Origin of the sequence: Micromonospora sp. NPDC047762, from assembly GCF_043204655.1 — a bacterium.
Lineage (GTDB): Bacteria > Actinomycetota > Actinomycetes > Mycobacteriales > Micromonosporaceae > Micromonospora.
The window spans coordinates 54,131-70,732 of the sequence record NZ_JBIDCQ010000015.1 but is presented as its reverse complement, the minus strand read 5'-3'; the positions used below and the strand labels follow the sequence as shown (position 1 = coordinate 70,732).

Here is a 16,602-nt window from a genome sequence, read left to right as displayed (position 1 = left end):
CTCCTAGTACGTCGGCTCGTCGGCCAGCAGGGCACTGGCCTCCTCGTCGGACATCTCCTCCAGCTCACTGAGCAGGTGGTCCTCGATGGCGAACGCGGCGGCCTCCAGGGTGGGACTGTCGAACAGCACCCGGATCGGCACCTGCACGTCGAACGCCTTGCGCAGGTGCACCACGGCCCGCATCGCCAGCAACGAGTCACCGCCGAGGGCGAAGAAGTTGTCGTGCACGCCGATCCGGTCGACCCGCAGGATGCCGGCCCAGACCTCGGCGATGGTCTCCTCCAGGGTGGAGCGGGGTGCCACGTACGGCACGTCGTCCGCCTCGACCGCGTCCGCCAACTCCACCAGCGGTCGCCTGTCGACCTTTCCGTTGGCGGTGAGCGGCAGCTCGTCGATCTCGTGGAACGCCGCCGGCACCATGTACCCCGGCAGCTTGCCCGCGAGGAACTCGCGCACGTCCGTCGGCACGGCACCGGCGACCCGGGGGACGACGAAGGCGACGAGACGCTTCGCGCCCCGCGGCTCGCCCTGCGCCACCACCACCGCGCCGCGCACCTCGGGGTGCTGGGCGAGGGCGGTCTCGATCTCGCCCAGCTCGATGCGGTAACCCTGCACCTTGACCTGGAAGTCCTCCCGGCCCAGGAACTCGATCTCCCCGCTCGGCAGGAACCGGCCGAGGTCACCGGTGCGGTACAGACGGCGTCCGGTGGCCGGGTCCACGACGAAGCTCGCCGCCGTCCGCGCCTCGTCGTGCAGGTAGCCGCGGGCCAGGCCGACACCACCGATGTGCAGGTGACCGGGAACCCCGGTGGGTCGGGGTCGCAACGCGTCGTCGAGGACGTGGAAGGTCTGGTTCACCATGGGCCGGCCGTACGGGATGCTCGTCCACTCCGCCGGGACCGCCCCGATCGGGTAGAGGATGGACCAGATCGACGCCTCCGTCGCGCCACCGAGGCTGACCACCTCGGGCCCGTCGAGCGTCTGCCGGATCCGGTCCGGCAGGGCGACCGGGATCCAGTCACCGCTGAGCATGACCAGTCGCAGGCCGCCGGTGGCCTCCCGGACCGTGAGGTGCTCGACGAACAGCTCCATGAGGGCCGGCACCGAGTTCCAGATCGTCACGTTGGCCTTGGTGAGCAGGTCGAGCCACGCGGCCGGATCCCGGTGTGCCGCCGCCTCCGGGAGCACCACCGCGCCGCCGACGGCGAGCGGACCGAAGACGTCGTACACGGACAGGTCGAAGCTCAGCGACGACAGCGCCAGGACCCGGTCGTCCTCGCCCACCCGGAAGCGCTCGTTGATGTCGACGACGGTGTTCAACGCACCCTCGTGTTCGATCATCACGCCCTTGGGCAGGCCGGTGGACCCGGAGGTGAAGATGACGTACGCGAGGTTGTGGGGCGTGGTGTCGATCGCCGGCAACGCGCCCGCCGGGAGGACCCGCAGCTCGTCCACCCGCAACACCTCGACGTCGCCGAACCGGTGCTCCCCGGGGCCCGCCAGGCGCCCCTGGGTCAGCACCACACGCACCCGGCCGTGCGTCAGCAGGAAACGCACCCGCTCGTCCGGCAGGTCCGGGTCGATCGGCAGGTACGCGGCCCCGGCGGCGAGCACACCGAGGATGGCGGCGCACTGCTCCCAGCCCTTGTCCATCACCACCGCGACGAGGTCGTCGGGGCGTACCCGCAGACCGACGAGGTGGGCGGCGATCGTGCGGGCCCGGTCCGCCAGCTCGCCGTAGGTGAGCGTCCGGGTGGGCGTGATCACGGCCGGGCGCTCGGGCACCCGGGCGGCGGTGGCGAAGAACGGCTCGTGCAGCAGGCCCACCGGCAACGGCGCCTCGGTGCGGTTGTACGCCGCCTGGGCGGCCAGCTCCGCGCGGGGCACCAGCGACGGCACCGGGTCGGCCCAGTGCGCCTCGTCGGCGGCGAGCCAGTGCAGCACCGACAGCGTCGCCGCGTGCATGGCGGCGACCATGCCCTCGGGGAAGAGACCCTCGACGGCGTCGATGTCCAGCACCAGGGCACCGTCCATCTCGTACACCTGGGTGTCGATCCAGATCTGGGGTGTCTGCGAGATGGAGTAGACCACCTCGCCGATCTGCGGGTGCCCGCCGATGCCCTGGAACAGGCTGGTGAACACGACGGGCATGACGGCGGCGGCGTCACCGCGTACCCGCTTCAACTCCCGCGCGACCCGCACACCGCTGAACAGTCCGTGGTCGAGGTCGGCGAGGAGTTGGTCCCGGATCGTCCGGGCGCGGGTCTCGAACGACGCCGCACCGCCCGCGTCGATCTCCAACAGCGTCACCGAGGTGAAGTCACCCAGGATCGCGTCGACCTGTGGGTGCAGCGGCAACCGGTGCGCCATCGGCAGGTTGAGGCTGAACCGCTGGTTCTTCGACCAGGTGGCGACCACCTCGCCGTACGCGGCCAGCAGCAGCGCGGTCGGAGTGAGGCCGCGCCGGGACGCGGCGGCCTTGACGACGTCCCACTCGTCGGCCGGCACCTGCCCGGTGAGCCGGGCGAAGCGGGGCGCGGCGATGGTGTGCGGGTCGGCCGCCAGCGGCAACTCCGGGGCGAGGGCCAGTGTCGGCACCCGCTCCTGCCAGTACGCGGCGGCGCGCTGGTACCGCTCGGTCGACTCCGCGGCCCGCGCGGCGAGCACGTAGTCGCGGAAGCTCAACTCCAGCTCGGGCACTGTCGCGTCCGGCTCGTGGTAGAGCAGGGTCAACTCACGCATCACGATGCTCGACGCCCAGGCGTCGGTGATCAGGCCGTCGATGCTGTAGTGCACCCGCCCCCGACCCTCGTCGAGCAGTGTGGCGCGCAGTTCGAACAGCGGCCACCGGTCCGGCACGAACACCTGGTGCGACATGGCGGCGCGGGTCCGCTCGAAGCTCGCGTCCACCTCGGCGGCCGGGCGACCCCGCATGTCCTCGGTGACGACGACGTAGTCCGGTACCTCGTCGAGGACCTGCTGCTCGCCGTGCGGAAGCACGACGGTACGCAGCGACCCGTGTCGCCGGATCAGCCGGCGCAGGGCCCGCTGCAACCGCGACACGTCCAGCTCGGGGACGTCGAACTCCTCGTAGCCGTGCATGCCGACGTTGCCCAGCTCGAACACGCCGGTGCGGCCGATCCAGTACGCCTGCTGCACATCGGTCAGCGGGAACGGCAGGTGCGCCGACGCCGGGTCCGGCACGACGGCCGGCAACGACTCGGGGCCGCTGACACCGGCCTCGGCGCGGGCCGCGCGTACCGCGGCGGCGAGGCCACGGACCGTCGGGTCGGCGACGAAGGCGCGCAGCGGGACGTCCGCCCCGCACACCCGGCCCACCTGGGCGACGAGCTGAGCGGCGAGCAGGGAGTGCCCACCCAGCTCGAAGAAGCCGACGGTGGGCGCGACGTCCCGTTCGCCGAGCAGGTCGGCGAAGATCGCCGCCACCTCACGCTCGGTGGGGTCCTCGACCGCGTGGACCTCGACGGGGTCCTCCGCCGCGCCGCCCTCGGTCTCGTCGAGCACGGTGACCACCACGTACCCGGTGGAGGTCGCCGCGCCCACCACCCGGGCGGCTGTCCGTTCGACGGCCGACAGGTCCGCCACCGGCCACCCGTAGGTCACCCACTCCGCGTCGGACTCCCGGCCGAGCGCCGCCGCCTGCGCGACGAGGTGGCCGGCGAGCGGGTTGTCCGGCGTACCGCCGAGCAGGTGCACCTCGACGGCGGTGACCGGCTCCCGCGCGCCGACGCCCGCCGCGGCCAGCGTGGCCAGGGCCTCGTCGGCGGACGTGCGGGCGTCCACCGGCACCAGCACGGTCACCGGACCGGGCTGACCGGCACCCCCCGGGTCGTCGACGCTCGCTCCGGCGGTGGTGAGGGCCCGCCGGAACGCGGCACCGACCACCGTGTCGCCAGCGAGCTGGTATCGGGCACCGGTGTGCCGCTCGGGGGCGGCAGCCGGAGCCGCGGTGACGTGCGGCAGGAAGCGGTGCCCGCCACGCAGGGCCACCACCGGCTCGGGGTCCGCGCACCTGACCTCTCGAACCACCGAGGCGGCGAGGCGGCGGGCGGCCACCGGCGTCGTGGCCGGGAGCACGTCGAGCAGCGTCCGGGTGAGGGGGGCTCCGCTGGTCGCCCAACCGGCGAGCACGCCGCGCGGCGGCACCAGCGTCTCGGTGCCGGTCACGTCGAGCGCGCCGTCGGTGACGACGACCACCCGGGCGTACGCGTCGCCGCGCCTGCTGAGCGCGTCGCCCAGGGCCGCGAGCGTGAGTGCCGGGTCGCCCTGTGGAACCGCCAGCAGCACCCCGCTGACCCGCTCCTGCGGCGACAGCGACGTGCGGAGCGCGCCGGTGGCCGGATCGAGGTCAGCGGCGACCACCCGGGCCCCCGCCGTGCGTAGCTCGTCGACGACGCCGTCCGGCAGACCGGCGTCGACGGCCAGCCAGGCACCGGTCCAGATGGTCGCCGGCCCGGCACCGCCGGCCCGGCGGTAGCCGCGCACGACGAGCCCGTCGGCACCCGCCCGGCTCGTCACCGCGTCGCGGGGAGGATCGACCCAGCAGCGTTCCCGCTCGAACGGGTAGGCCGGCAGGACCGTCCGCCGGGGCGGCACGTCACCGTGCAGCGCCTCCCACCCGATGGCGACGCCCATCCGCCACAGCGCACCGGCGGCGGCGAGGAGCTCCGACTCGGCGTCGGCGTCCCGACCGGCCGACGGCAGCGACGCCACCGCGCGGGCGACCGACCCACCGGCGAGGCGGGTCAACGCTCGCCCGGGGCCGACCTCCAGCACCACGGCGTCGGCGTCGGCGTCGCGCAGCGCCGCCAGGCCGTCGCCGAAGCGGACGGTCGACCGCAGTTGCCGGGACCAGTACGCGGGGCTGGTGGCCGACTCGGCGGTGATCCAGGTACCCGTCACGTTCGACACGAAGGGGATCTCCGGCGCCGAGCGCGGCACCTGGGCCACCTCCGCCTCGAACGCCGACGCGGCAGCGGCCATCGCCCGGGAGTGGAACGCGTGCGAGGTGGCCAGCCGGGTCGAGGCCACCCCCCGCTCGCGCAGCCGGGCCTCAAGAGCCGCCACGGCCTCGGGCGGCCCGGAGACGGTGCACTGCCGGGGGCCGTTGACGGCGGCGAGGTCCAGCACATCGTCGAGCAGCGGCAGCAGCTCGGCCTCGGCCAGCGGCACCGCGAGCATCACGCCCGGCTCCGCCGCCTGCATGAGCCGACCGCGTGCCGCGACCAGGCGCACCGCGTCGGGCAGCGCGAACACCCCGGCCAGGCAGGCGGCCACCAGCTCACCCACACTGTGCCCGAGCAGCCCCGCCGGCCGTACGCCCCAGTGCGCCCAGAGCTTCGCCAGCGCGTACTCGACGACGAACAGCGCCGGCTGCGCGTACCGGGTCTGCTGGAGCTGTTCCGCAGCGCTCTCCCGCTGGTCGTCGGCGGGGAACAGCAGGTCCCGGATGTCCGTGTCGAGCAACGGCGTCAGCAGGTCCGCGGCCCGGTCCACCTCGGAGCGGAACACCGGCTCAGCGACGTAGAGGGCGTGCGCCATGCCGGTGCGCTGCGCGCCCTGACCGGGGAAGGTGAACAGCGCCGCGCGGTCGGTCGCGGTCTCGGCCGGCCGGGTCGCCGGTCGTCGCAACACCTCGACCACCTCGGCGGAGCTGCCCCCGACGACCGCCCGGCGGTACGGCAGGGTCCGCCGGCCGCGTTGCAGGGTGTACGCCACCTCGGCCAGCGGCGTGTCCGGGTGGGCGCTCAGGTGCGCGGCGAGCCGCTCGGCAGCCGTGTCGAGGGCGGTGGGTGTGGCGGCGGACAGGGGCAGCACGTGCCGCCGGCGGCTCTCCTGGCCCGCCACGCGGGTCGGGGCCTCCTCCACGACGACGTGCGCGTTGGTGCCGCCGATGCCGAACGAGCTGACCCCGGCACGGCGCACCCCGTCGGGCCACGGGGTGCGGGCCGCGACGACGTGGAAGGGACTCGCGTCAAGACCCAGCTCGGGATTGGCGGTGCGGAAGTGCAACGACGGTGGGATCTCGCCGGCCCGCAGCGCCAGCACCGTCTTGATCAGACCGACGACCCCGGCGGCGGTGTCGAGGTGCCCGACGTTCGTCTTGACCGAGCCGAGCCCGACGCGGCCCGGCGGCAGGTCACCGAAGGCGCTCGTCAACGCGGCCACCTCGATCGGGTCACCGAGCGGGGTGCCGGTGCCGTGCGCCTCGACGTAACCGATCGTGCCGGGGTCGACCCCGGCGACGGCGAGCGCCTCGGCGATGACGTCGGCCTGCCCGTCCACGCTCGGGGCGGTGAAGCCGACCTTGCGGTCGCCGTCGTTGTTCACTGCCGAGCCTCGGATCACGGCGTGCACCAGGTCGCCGTCCGTCATCGCGTCGGCGAGCCGCTTGAGCACGACGACGCCGGCGCCACTGCCGGCCACCGCGCCGGTCGCCTCGGCGTCGAAAGCCCGGCAGTGGCCGTCGGCGGAGAGGATGCCGCCCTGGGTGTGCCGGTAGCCACGGCGGCGGGCGATGACCGTCGCGCCGCCGGCCAGCGCGACGTCGCACTCACCGGCCAGCAGCGCCTGCGCGGCCATGTGCACGGCGACCAGGGAGGTGGAGCAGCCGGTCTGCACGCTGATGCTGGGGCCCCGCAGGTTGACCTTGTAGGACACCCGGGTCGGCAGGAAGTCCTTGTCGTTGCCGATGGAGGTCTGGAACGCCCCGACCCGGGCCACCAGGTCCGCGTTGGGCAGCAGATTGTGCAGCAGGTACGAGCTCTCCCCCACCCCGGCGTAGACACCTGTCACCGGTGTCGTGGAGTCGAACGGGTGACCGGCGTGCTCCAACGCCTCCCAGGCGCACTCCAGGAAGATCCGGTGCTGCGGGTCGAGCAGCTGCGCCTCACGGGCCGAGAACCCGAAGAAGCGGGCGTCGAAGCCGGCCGGGTCGTCGAGGACGCCGAGGGCACGGACGTAGTCGGGGTGGTTGAACTCCTCGGGTGCGACGCCGTCGGCGATCAGGTCGGCGTCGTCGAGGGTGGTGAGCGATTCCACCCCGTCGCGCAGGTTGCTCCAGAAGGCATCGAGAGTGGCGGCCCCGGGAACCCGGAGCGCCATTCCGACGACGGCGATGGCGGTGTCGGGCAGCGTACGTTCCTCGGTCATCATGCGTCCCCCCTGTCGTGATGCCGGCCCGGCCGACGTCGCGGTGTGCGCGCCCGTTGGATGGCGGCGCGTGTCTCGGCGCGGTGGTGCGCGGCGGACATCGCCGGCGTCCGGTCCCCGGACGCCAGGTGCCGGGCGAGTGCCCGCACTGTGGGGTGGCGGAACAGCTCCACCACCGGCACCGTGCGTCCCAGCCGCTCGGACAGGTGCGTCTGCACCCGCATCACGAGCAGCGAGTGCCCACCGATGTCGAAGAAGTTGTCGTCGACGCCCACCTCGTCGACCACCAGCACGTCGCGCCAGATCGCCGCCACCGCGCGCTCCAACTCGCTGCCGGGCACACCCACCCCGGCAGGGGTGGGGGCGGCGGGCGGCGCGAGGGCGGCCCGGTCGACCTTGCCGCGCTCGCTGCGGGGCAGCCGGTCCAGCGTGACGATCGTGGCCGGCACCATGTACCCGGGCAGCCGGTCGGCCAGGTGCGCGCGCAGCAGCGCCACGTCCACGTCGCCGGGCGTCACGTAACCGACCAGCGTGGGTCGGCCCGGCACGTCCTCGCGCAGCACCGCCGCCGCCTCCCCGACCGCGGGGTGGGCGCCGAGCGCCGCCTCGATCTCGCCCAGCTCGATCCGGAAGCCGCGCACCTTGACCTGGTCGTCCTCCCGGCCGAGGAACTCGAGCACCCCGGCGACACCGAGGCGGACCCGGTCCCGGGTGCCGTACATGCGGTCGCCGGGCCGGCCCCACGGGTCGGGCAGGAAGCTGACGGCGGTGCGGGCCGGATCCCCGACGTAGCCCTGCGCCACCCCCGGTCCGCCGAGCCACAGGTCCCCCGGGACCCCGCGCGGCACCGGCCGCAGTCCACGATCGAGGACGTACGCCCGCACCCCCGGCAGCGGCAGTCCCACCGGGACGCTGCCGGTGACCGGCTCCCGGTCGCCTCCGGGCTCGTGCACTGTGGCGGTGATGGTGGCCTCGGTCGGGCCGTACGCGTTGAGCCAGCGCACCTCCGGCGCGGCGGCGCGCCACTGGGCGAGCCGTCCCGCGTCGACCCGCTCGCTGCCGACCACGACGAGCCGCAGCTCCGGACAGGAGGCGGGCGGGTGACGGTCCAGCACCGCCACCCACTCGTGCCAGTACGACGCCGGCAGGTTGAGCACTGTGAGTCGCTCCCGGCGGGCCAGCGCGGTCAACTCGTCGAGACCGGGCACCGGCCCGGCCGGCGGCAACACCACGGCCCCGCCCCGGATCAGCGTCCCGAACAGCTCCTCGACGGCCACGTCGAAGCCGAGCGCGGCGAGCTGGAGCACCCGGTCGGCGTGGGTGAGCGCGTAGTGCCCGGCCACCGCCTCCAGGGTGTGCACCAGGTTGGCGTGGCTGACGCGGACACCCTTGGGTTGCCCGGTGGTGCCCGAGGTGTAGAGCACGTACGCCGGCGCCGACGGGTGCACCGGCGGGCCGGCGGCGGCCGGGGCGGCGAGCACCGCGTCCTCGATCGCGACGAACGGCAGGTCGACGGCGGGCGGGCCGGTCTCGCGGGAGCCGAGCAGCAGCACCGCCGACGAGTCGGCGAGGACGTGCGCCAACCGTCTCGGCGGGATCGCCGGGTCCAGTGGCACGTACGCGGCCCCGGCGCGCAGGACGCCGAGCAACGCCGCCGGCCAGTCGGGGCTGCGCTCCAGCAGGACGGCGACGGTGTCACCGGGGCGTACGCCCCGGGCGGTCAGGTGGGCGTGCACCGCGGCGGCACGGCCGTCCAGCTCCGCGTGGCTGACCTGCCGGTCGCCCTGCACCAGCGCCGGGCGCTGCTGCCAGCGCGCCGCGGCGGCGGCGACCAGGCCATGCAGAGTCGACGCGGCCGGCGCCTCGGTCGACCCGCCGACCGACGGGACCGGCTCGGGGCCGGGCAGCAGGTCCAGGGTGGACACCGGGGCGTCCGGGGCGCTCAGCGCCGACTCCAGCAGGGTGCGGTAACTGTGCGCCAGCCGCTCGGTGGTGCCCCTGTCGAACAGGTCGACGTCGTACTCCACTGTGCCGCGCAGCTCGCCCGTGGCGCTGGGCACCTCGTCCCAGGCGACAGTGAGGTCGAACTTCGCCACCCGGCCGGGTGGCTCGGTCACCCCGACCGACAGGCCGGGTACCGCGTCGGTCCGCTCGGGCAGGTTCTGTGCCGACAGCATGACCTGGAACAGCGGGGTACGACTGAGGTCGCGTGGTGGCCGGACCGCCTCGACGACCTGCTCGAACGGGACGTCCTGGTGCTCGTACGCGCCGAGCACCGCGTCCCGCGCCCGGGCCAGCACGTCGACGAAGGTCTCGGCGTCCTGCCAACGGGTCCGCAGCACGACGGTGTTGACGAAGAAACCCACCAGGTCGTCGAACTCGGAGCGGGTACGCCCGGACACCGGGCTGCCGACACTGACGTCGCGGATGTCCGCGTACCGGCCCAGCACCAGCTGGAACGCGGCGAGCAGCACCATGAACCGGGTGACGCCGTGCCGCCGTCCCACCGCGTCGAGGCGTTCGACCAGGGCGGCGGGCAGCCGTACGTCGAACGTCTCCCCCCGGTGTCGGGCGGTGGCCGGGCGGGGACGGTCGGTCGGGAGGTCCAGTGCCGCGGGCGCACCCGCGAGCCGGTCCACCCAGTACGCGAGCTGGGTCGTCCGCGCGTCGCCGGCCAGCAGCGCGCGCTGCCACAGGGTGTAGTCGACGTACTCGACGGTGAGCGGGGCCGGTGCGGGCGTGCCGATGGTCCGGGCGGCGTAGAACGCGCCGAGGTCACGGATCAGCACTCCGATCGACCAGCCGTCACAGACCGCGTGGTGCAACGTCATCAGGAGCATCGCGTGCTCGTCGGTCAGCCGGACCAGGTGCCAGCGGGCCAGCGGCCCGGTGGCGAGGTCGAAGGGTCGGGCGGCGACGTGGCGCAGGAGCGCGTCGGCCTGCTCGTCACGGTCGGCCCGGTCGCGCAGGTCGTCCACCGTGAGGACGACCGCTGGCTCGTCGTCCACGACCTGCCGGGGCTCGCCGTCGATCGTCACCAGCCGGGTCCGCAGCGCCGCGTGCCGCGTCACCAGCCCCCGCAGGCCGGCGTCGAGGGCGTCGACGTCGAGCGGGCCGTCCACGGTGAGCACCAGCGGCACCGAGTAGACCGCCTGACCGGCGTCGAGCCGGTCGAGGAACCACAGCCGCTGCTGGGCGTACGACAGGGGGTGCGGCCCGGGGCCGGCGGCCGGCACCGGCGGGCGGGCGTCGTCCGGGCCGGCGTCGGCGACGCGTGCCGCGAGCGCGGCGACGGTGGGCGCCTCGAAGGCGGCGCGGACGCCCAGCCGCACGCCGGCGGTGGCGGCGATCCGCGCCACCATCTGCGCGGCGAGCAGCGAGTGGCCGCCGAGGGCGAAGAAGTCGTCGGCGGCGGACACCACCGGCACGCCGAGCAGGTCCTGCCACGTCCGCGCGACCAGTTCCTCGATCGGGCCGCTGGGCGGCACGCCGTCGGCGGCCCGGACGCCGTGGTGCGCGTCGGGCGCGGGCAGCGCCTGGCGGTCCACCTTGCCGTTCGGGGTGACCGGCAACACCGCCAGCGGCACGTACCAGGTCGGCACCATCGCCTCGGGCAGCCGGGCGGCGAGGTGGGCGCGCAGCTCACCCGCCGGGACCGGGGCGTCGTCCGGGACGACGTAGGCGACGAGCCGACGTTCGTCGCCGTCCCCGTGCACGGTGACGGCGGCGGCCCGCACGCCCGGGCAGGTGGTGAGGGTGCTGGCGATCTCGTCCGGCTCGATCCGGACACCGCGGATCTTGACCTGCTGGTCGGCCCGGCCCAGGCACTCCAGTTGACCGTCCTCGCGCCACCGCACCACGTCACCAGTGCGGTAGACGCGGGCGCCGGGCTCGAAGGGGCTCGGTACGAACCGCTCGGCGGTCAGGTCGGGCCGGCCGACGTAACCGTGCGCGAGACCGGCGCCGCCGATGAACAGCTCCCCCGGTGCGCCGATGCCGGTCAGCCGGCCGTGGTCGTCGAGGACGTAGAGCAGCTCCCCGCCGATCGGTCGGCCGATCGGGGTCCGCGCCGCGTCGCCGGGCAGGTCGGTCACGTCCCAGGTGCTGGAGAACGTGGTGCACTCGGTCGGGCCGTACCCGTTGACGAGGCGCAGGCCCGGCAGGGCGGCGGCCAGCGTGGCGACCCGGCGGGCGTCGGCCGGCTCGCCGCCGAAGTAGAGGGCGCGCAGCGGGGCGAACATCGCCGGGTCGGCGTCCACGCACCTGTGGAACAGGGCGGTGGTGAGCATCAGCACCGTGACGCCGTGCTCGGCGAGTCGATGACCCAGCCGGGACGGCGTGAGCACGTCGTCCTTGGGGATGCCCACCAGGCGCGCGCCGTTGAGCAGCGCACCCCACACCTCGAAGCTCGCCGCGTCGAACGACACGTTGGCCGCCTGGGCGACCGCGTCGGCGGGCCCGACGGGGAAGTAGTCGGCGCGGTGAACCAGCCGGACGATCCCGCCGTGGGTGGTCTCGACCCCCTTCGGCCGCCCTGTCGACCCGGAGGTGTAGAGGACGCAGGCCCGTTGGGTCGGGTACGTCGGCGGCCACGTCGGCGCGGACCGTCCCGCGGGCAGCACCAGCCGGTCGAGCCGCAGCACCGGCAGGTCGTCGACGACGGCCACCGGACCGTCGGCGAGCAGCAGCCGCGCCCCGCTGTCGCGCAGCATGAACTCCCGCCGGGCCTCGGGGTAGGACGGGTCCAGGGGCAGGTACGCCGCCCCGGTGGCGAGCACCGCGAGCATCGCCACGACGAGCTGCGCGGACGAGCCCATCGCCAGGCCGACGACACTGCCCGGGGTGACCCCGTGTCCGGTCAGGACGGTCGCCAGGGCATCGGCCCGGGCGCGCACCTCGGCGTACGTGAGGGTGGTGCCGTCGTACTCCAGAGCGACGGCGTCCGGCGTCGCCTCGGCCTGGCTGAGAAACGCCGCCGGCACGCTCGGCGGACCTGCCGTACCGCCGCCGGTGCCCCACCGGGCGATCAGCTCGCGCTCCCGCACCGACGTGTGCACCAGGGTGGAGATCGGCGCCTCGGGGTCGGTCAGGGCGTTGTCGAGCAACGTCAGGTAGTGATCGGCGAACCGGCGCATCGTCGCGCTGTCGAACAGATCCGGGTCGTAGGCGAGGACGCCGGACGCCCTGTCGGGCCCCGGCTCGTCCCAGAGCACGCTCAGATCGGGCGGCACCTCCCCGGTGGTGGCGGGGGCCGCTCCCACCCCCAGCACGACCGGGCAGAGCGCGGCACGACTCGGGTCGTGGGGTAGGCCGAGCGCCTCGGCCACCCGGTGCAGCGGGACGCCGGTGTACGGCGAGGCCTCCCGCAACCCGGCGTCGACCCGCGCGAACAGGTCGGCGGCCGACGGGTCGTCGTCCCACCTGCCGCGCAACGGCACCAGGGCGTCGTCCAGCGGCGTCGCGGTGGCCAGGTCCCGGGTGCCGGCGTGCCGGCCCAGCACCACCTGCCCCACGGCGAGCAACGGCACGGAGGGCGCGACGCCCACCGCCGCGCTCACCGCGTGCAGCCGTCGGGTGGTGTCCGGGCCGACGGTGAGCGTCACCCGGTCGGTGTGCTGGCGTCGACGGGCCGGGCGGACCCGGTCGGTGACCAGGTCCAGGGTGGGTACGCCGGCCAGCCCGGCCCGCCAGTGGGCGAGCGCGTCCGCCTCCGCGGCCATCGCACGCGACCCGGTCACTGCACCGGCTCCCCGAGACTCGACTGGCCTGCGCGCTGCCCGACCGGGTTCGTCGCCCCGGCCAGCACCCCGGCCGGATCGCTGTCGGTCACCCGGGCCACCAGCCCACCGTCGAGCGTCACCACCCGGTCGGCGCCGGCCAGGGTCTCCCGGCGGTGGGCGATGGTGAGCACCGTCGCGTCGGCGAGGTCCACCGCCAGCAGCCGCTGGATGCGGGCGTCGGTCTCGGCGTCGAGGCTCGACGTGGCCTCGTCGATGAGGACCAGCTTCGCGTCCCGCAGCAACGCCCGGGCCAGGCAGAGCAGCTGTCGTTCACCGGCGCTGAGCTGTCCGCCGCCGGCGGACAGGACCGCGTCGAGACCGCCACCGCCCACGCCGAGCAGCCGGTCGGCGAGACCCACCTTGGTGAGGACGGCGGTGACCTCCGCGTCGGGGTACGCACCGGTCGGGTCGATGTTGTCCCGCAGGGTGCCGGGCAGCAGCACCGGATCCTGCGGTACCACCTCGACGGCGGCCCGCAGGTCGGCCAGCCGCAGCGTGGCGGTGTCCACCCCGTCGATGAGGATGCGCCCCTGCTCGGCTGGCACGAACCGCAGCAGCGCGGTGAACAGGCTGGACTTGCCGCTGCCGGTCCGGCCGACGATGCCGATCTTGCTGCCCGCCGGGGCGTCGAACGACACGCCGTTCAGCGCGGCCGGGCCACCCTCGGAATAGCGCAGTGTGACGTTCTCGAAGTGGACCTCGCCGGCGGTGGGCCAACCAGCCGGGGCCGGTCGCCCGTCGGTCGGCTCGACCGGCAGCCGGGTGTAGTCGTCGACACGTTCGAAGCTCGCCAGCGACAGGTCCATCATCTGCACTGTCATCAGGCTCATCGCCAGCGCCTCCATCAGCGCGTACACGAAACTGATCCCGACACCGGCCAGCCCGGCGCCGATCCCGCCCACGGCGACGATCAGCACCCCGTACGTCAGCAGGACGACCGCGCCGAGCATGTCGAGCTTCAGGTTGAAGTGCCGCGACAGCGCGTTGACCGTGTAGTCGGCGTGGTGCGCGACGCGGACCCGCTCACCGAACGCGGCCTGGTATCCGCGCACCCGGCTGTTCCGGCCCTCGATCGAGGTCACCCCGTCGACGGCCTCGTTGAGCAGCGCGAGCATCGGCTCGTTCGCCTGCTTCGACAGCCGGGACGCCTCGACCGTGCTGGCCCGGGTGAGCCGCTGCCACCGGAGGTAGACCACCAGCAGCAGCGGGGCTGCCACCAGCATCAGCGGACTGGTGAAGGCCAGCGCCGCCAACGGCACGACCAGGCCAACGGCGACCCGGAGGGTGTCCATCGTGGTCTCCGGCAACTCCAGGTCGATGGTCTCCATGTCACCGGAGAACCGCGCCAGGACGCGTCCGGAGGAGTTGCGGTCGAAGAACGACAGGGGGGCCCGGAAGACCCGGTTCAGCATCGACCCGTGCAGGTTCTGGCCGGCGGACACACCCCGGGCGAAGGCGAAGCTGAACAGCCCGCGATCCAGCACGAGCGCCAGCAGACCGATGGCGGCGAACACGCCCGCGTAGTACAGCGTGTCCTGCCCGGCGTGCTCGGTCCAGTGGCCGAGCCAGAACGACGAGCCGCCCAGGACGGCCTGCCCGCCGACGGCCAGGCCGAGCAGGACGACGGCGAGGAGGCCCGGGGTCAGCACCTGCAGGTAACGGCGGTAGGTGGCGGAACCGACCTTACCGGCGCGGACCGTCTCCTCCTCCTCGGCGGCCATGTCCTCGGCCACCTCGTCCAGCGCGGCGCCGTCCGGATCGGACGGCGTCGCGGCCTCGGCGGCCATGGCCGGCAGCAGGTCCGGCATCTGCGCGGCGACGTCGGCGAACCGGCCCGCCGCGACCACCCGGCCGCCGTCGAGGACCACCACCCGGTCGGCCCGACGGGCCACGTCGAGGCGGTGGGTGGCAACGATCCGGGTACGCCCGGCGAGCACCCCGTCGAACAGCGCCTCCAGGATGGTGCCGGCGACCGCGTCGTCGACGGCGCTGGTCGGGTCGTCGAAGAGGTAGACGTCGGCGTCCTCGTAGGCGGCGCGGGCCAACGCGATGCGCTGCCGTTGCCCGCCGGAGAGGTTCACGCCCCGCTCGCCGATGGCCGTGCCGTCGCGGGCCGGCATCGCCGCCAGGTCCGCCTCCAGGGCGGTGGCGCGGACGACCGCCGCGTACCGGTCCGGATCGTCGGGCGAGAAGCAGCGGATGTTGTCGACGACGCTGCCCTGCATGATCCAGGGGCGCTGCGGCAGGTAGACGGTGCTGCCGCCGACCTGGGCGGTACCCGCGACCGTCGGCAGCGCACCGGCCAGCGCCGCGAGCAGCGCGGACTTGCCGCTGCCGACCCGGCCCAGCACGCAGACCAACTCACCGGGCGCGACCCGCAGGTCGACGCCGGTCAGGACCGGCCGGGCGTCCGCGTCGGCCCCCGGCCAGGTGAACGACGCCCCGTCGAGGTCGACCGCCCCGGCCGGCGCGTCGTCGTCGGTCGACGCCTCGGCGGTGTCCGAGGCCCGCAGGAAGGTCGTCACCTTCCCGAACGCCACCCGCCACTCGTTGCGCATGTCCAGGTAGCGCACCAGCTCGGGCAGCTGGGACCGGAGGACGGTGAGCACGGCGATCGCCGCGAACACGTCCGCCGCCTTCAGTTCGTTGCCCAGCGCCGCGTACGTGACCAGGGTGGCCATCACCATCAGGACCGGCGCGGCGGCGTTCACCAGGTAGAGCGTGGCGAGCCGCTTCTGCCGGCGGACCAGCAACGCGTTGAGCGTCGCGCGTTCCCGGCCGACAGCCCGCTCGGCGACGTCCTCCCACCCGTGGGTGCGCAGCGTCCGCATGGCCCCCAGGTACTCGCCGACCAGCCCGATCCGGACGCCGTTCGCGTCCCGGATCGCCGGCACCAGCGCGAAGACCCTCTCGTTGGCCACGTGCGACAGCCACAGGCCGGCGATGAGGATGACGATGCCCACCAGCGCCGCCCAGCCCAGCAGCACCCACAGGACCACGCAGGAGCCGGCGATGCCCAGCGGCACCGCCCACGCCATGTGCGTGAACGCGACCCGCCCGACCCTCCGGGCGTCGGACGAGGCGAGGGTGATGACCTCCCCGGAGGGGTGGGCCAGTCGGGCGCCGCGGTCCATCCGCAGGTACTTGCGCAGGATCTCGGTCCGCAGCAGCGCGGTGATCGAGTGCGCGGTCTTCCACACCTCGGACCACTGGTGCTTGTGGCTCAACGCGTCCAGGACGTAGAAGCCGGCCAGGCCGGCGGCGATCAGCAGACCCTCCACCACCGGGCCCTGGCCGTCGCCCTCGAACCAGGCGATCAGCTCCCGCACCAGCAGCGGCCCGACGGTCGCGCAGGTCTGGTAGGCCAGGAAGATCAGGCCCGCCCACCAGAACCGCCGGCGGTAGGTCTGGTAGAGGGCCCGCCGCAGCCCGTCAGGTTGGTCCCGCCGGGCGGCCCAGGCACGCTCGAAGACCGGGGTCACCCGCTCCAGGTGGTCGTACCGGGGCGGCGTCAGGCTGTCCGACAGCTTCAGTGGTCGGCGCAGGGACGCCTTCACCAGGATCGAGGGCCATTGGACGAAGAGTCGGGACAGCACTCCCGCGTCCTGTTCGGCACTCGGGCGGACCGGTGTGGGGATTGTCGACACGG

General features: G+C 74.2%; 3 protein-coding genes. All 3 read right to left on the bottom strand.

Features of this window, described 5'->3' with window-relative positions; translation table 11 throughout:
* Positions 1-3: 3 nt before the first annotated feature.
* The 3 genes from ACGF3C_RS32440 to ACGF3C_RS32430 are packed head-to-tail and all read right to left on the bottom strand — an operon-like array spanning position 4 to position 16,600.
* Positions 4-7,173 carry an amino acid adenylation domain-containing protein gene (locus ACGF3C_RS32440; protein ID WP_393227541.1) on the bottom strand — a complete coding sequence of 2,390 codons (7,170 nt, stop codon included), beginning with the start codon at positions 7,171-7,173 and terminating at the stop codon, positions 4-6.
* On the bottom strand, positions 7,173-12,911 hold the full coding sequence (locus ACGF3C_RS32435; RefSeq protein ID WP_393227539.1) for an amino acid adenylation domain-containing protein: 5,739 nt from the start codon (positions 12,909-12,911) through the stop codon (positions 7,173-7,175). Before ACGF3C_RS32435 ends, ACGF3C_RS32440 begins: the two co-directional genes overlap by 1 nt.
* Positions 12,908-16,600 carry an ATP-binding cassette domain-containing protein gene (locus ACGF3C_RS32430; protein ID WP_393227537.1) on the bottom strand — a complete coding sequence of 1,231 codons (3,693 nt, stop codon included), beginning with the start codon at positions 16,598-16,600 and terminating at the stop codon, positions 12,908-12,910. Before ACGF3C_RS32430 ends, ACGF3C_RS32435 begins: the two co-directional genes overlap by 4 nt.
* Positions 16,601-16,602 lie beyond the last annotated feature (2 nt).

What these genes read in the sequence shown, in the direction of transcription:
- ACGF3C_RS32440 (WP_393227541.1), bottom strand. Translation starts at nt 7,173, where the DNA reads ATGACCGAGGAACGTACGCTGCCCGACACCGCCATCGCCGTCGTCGGA.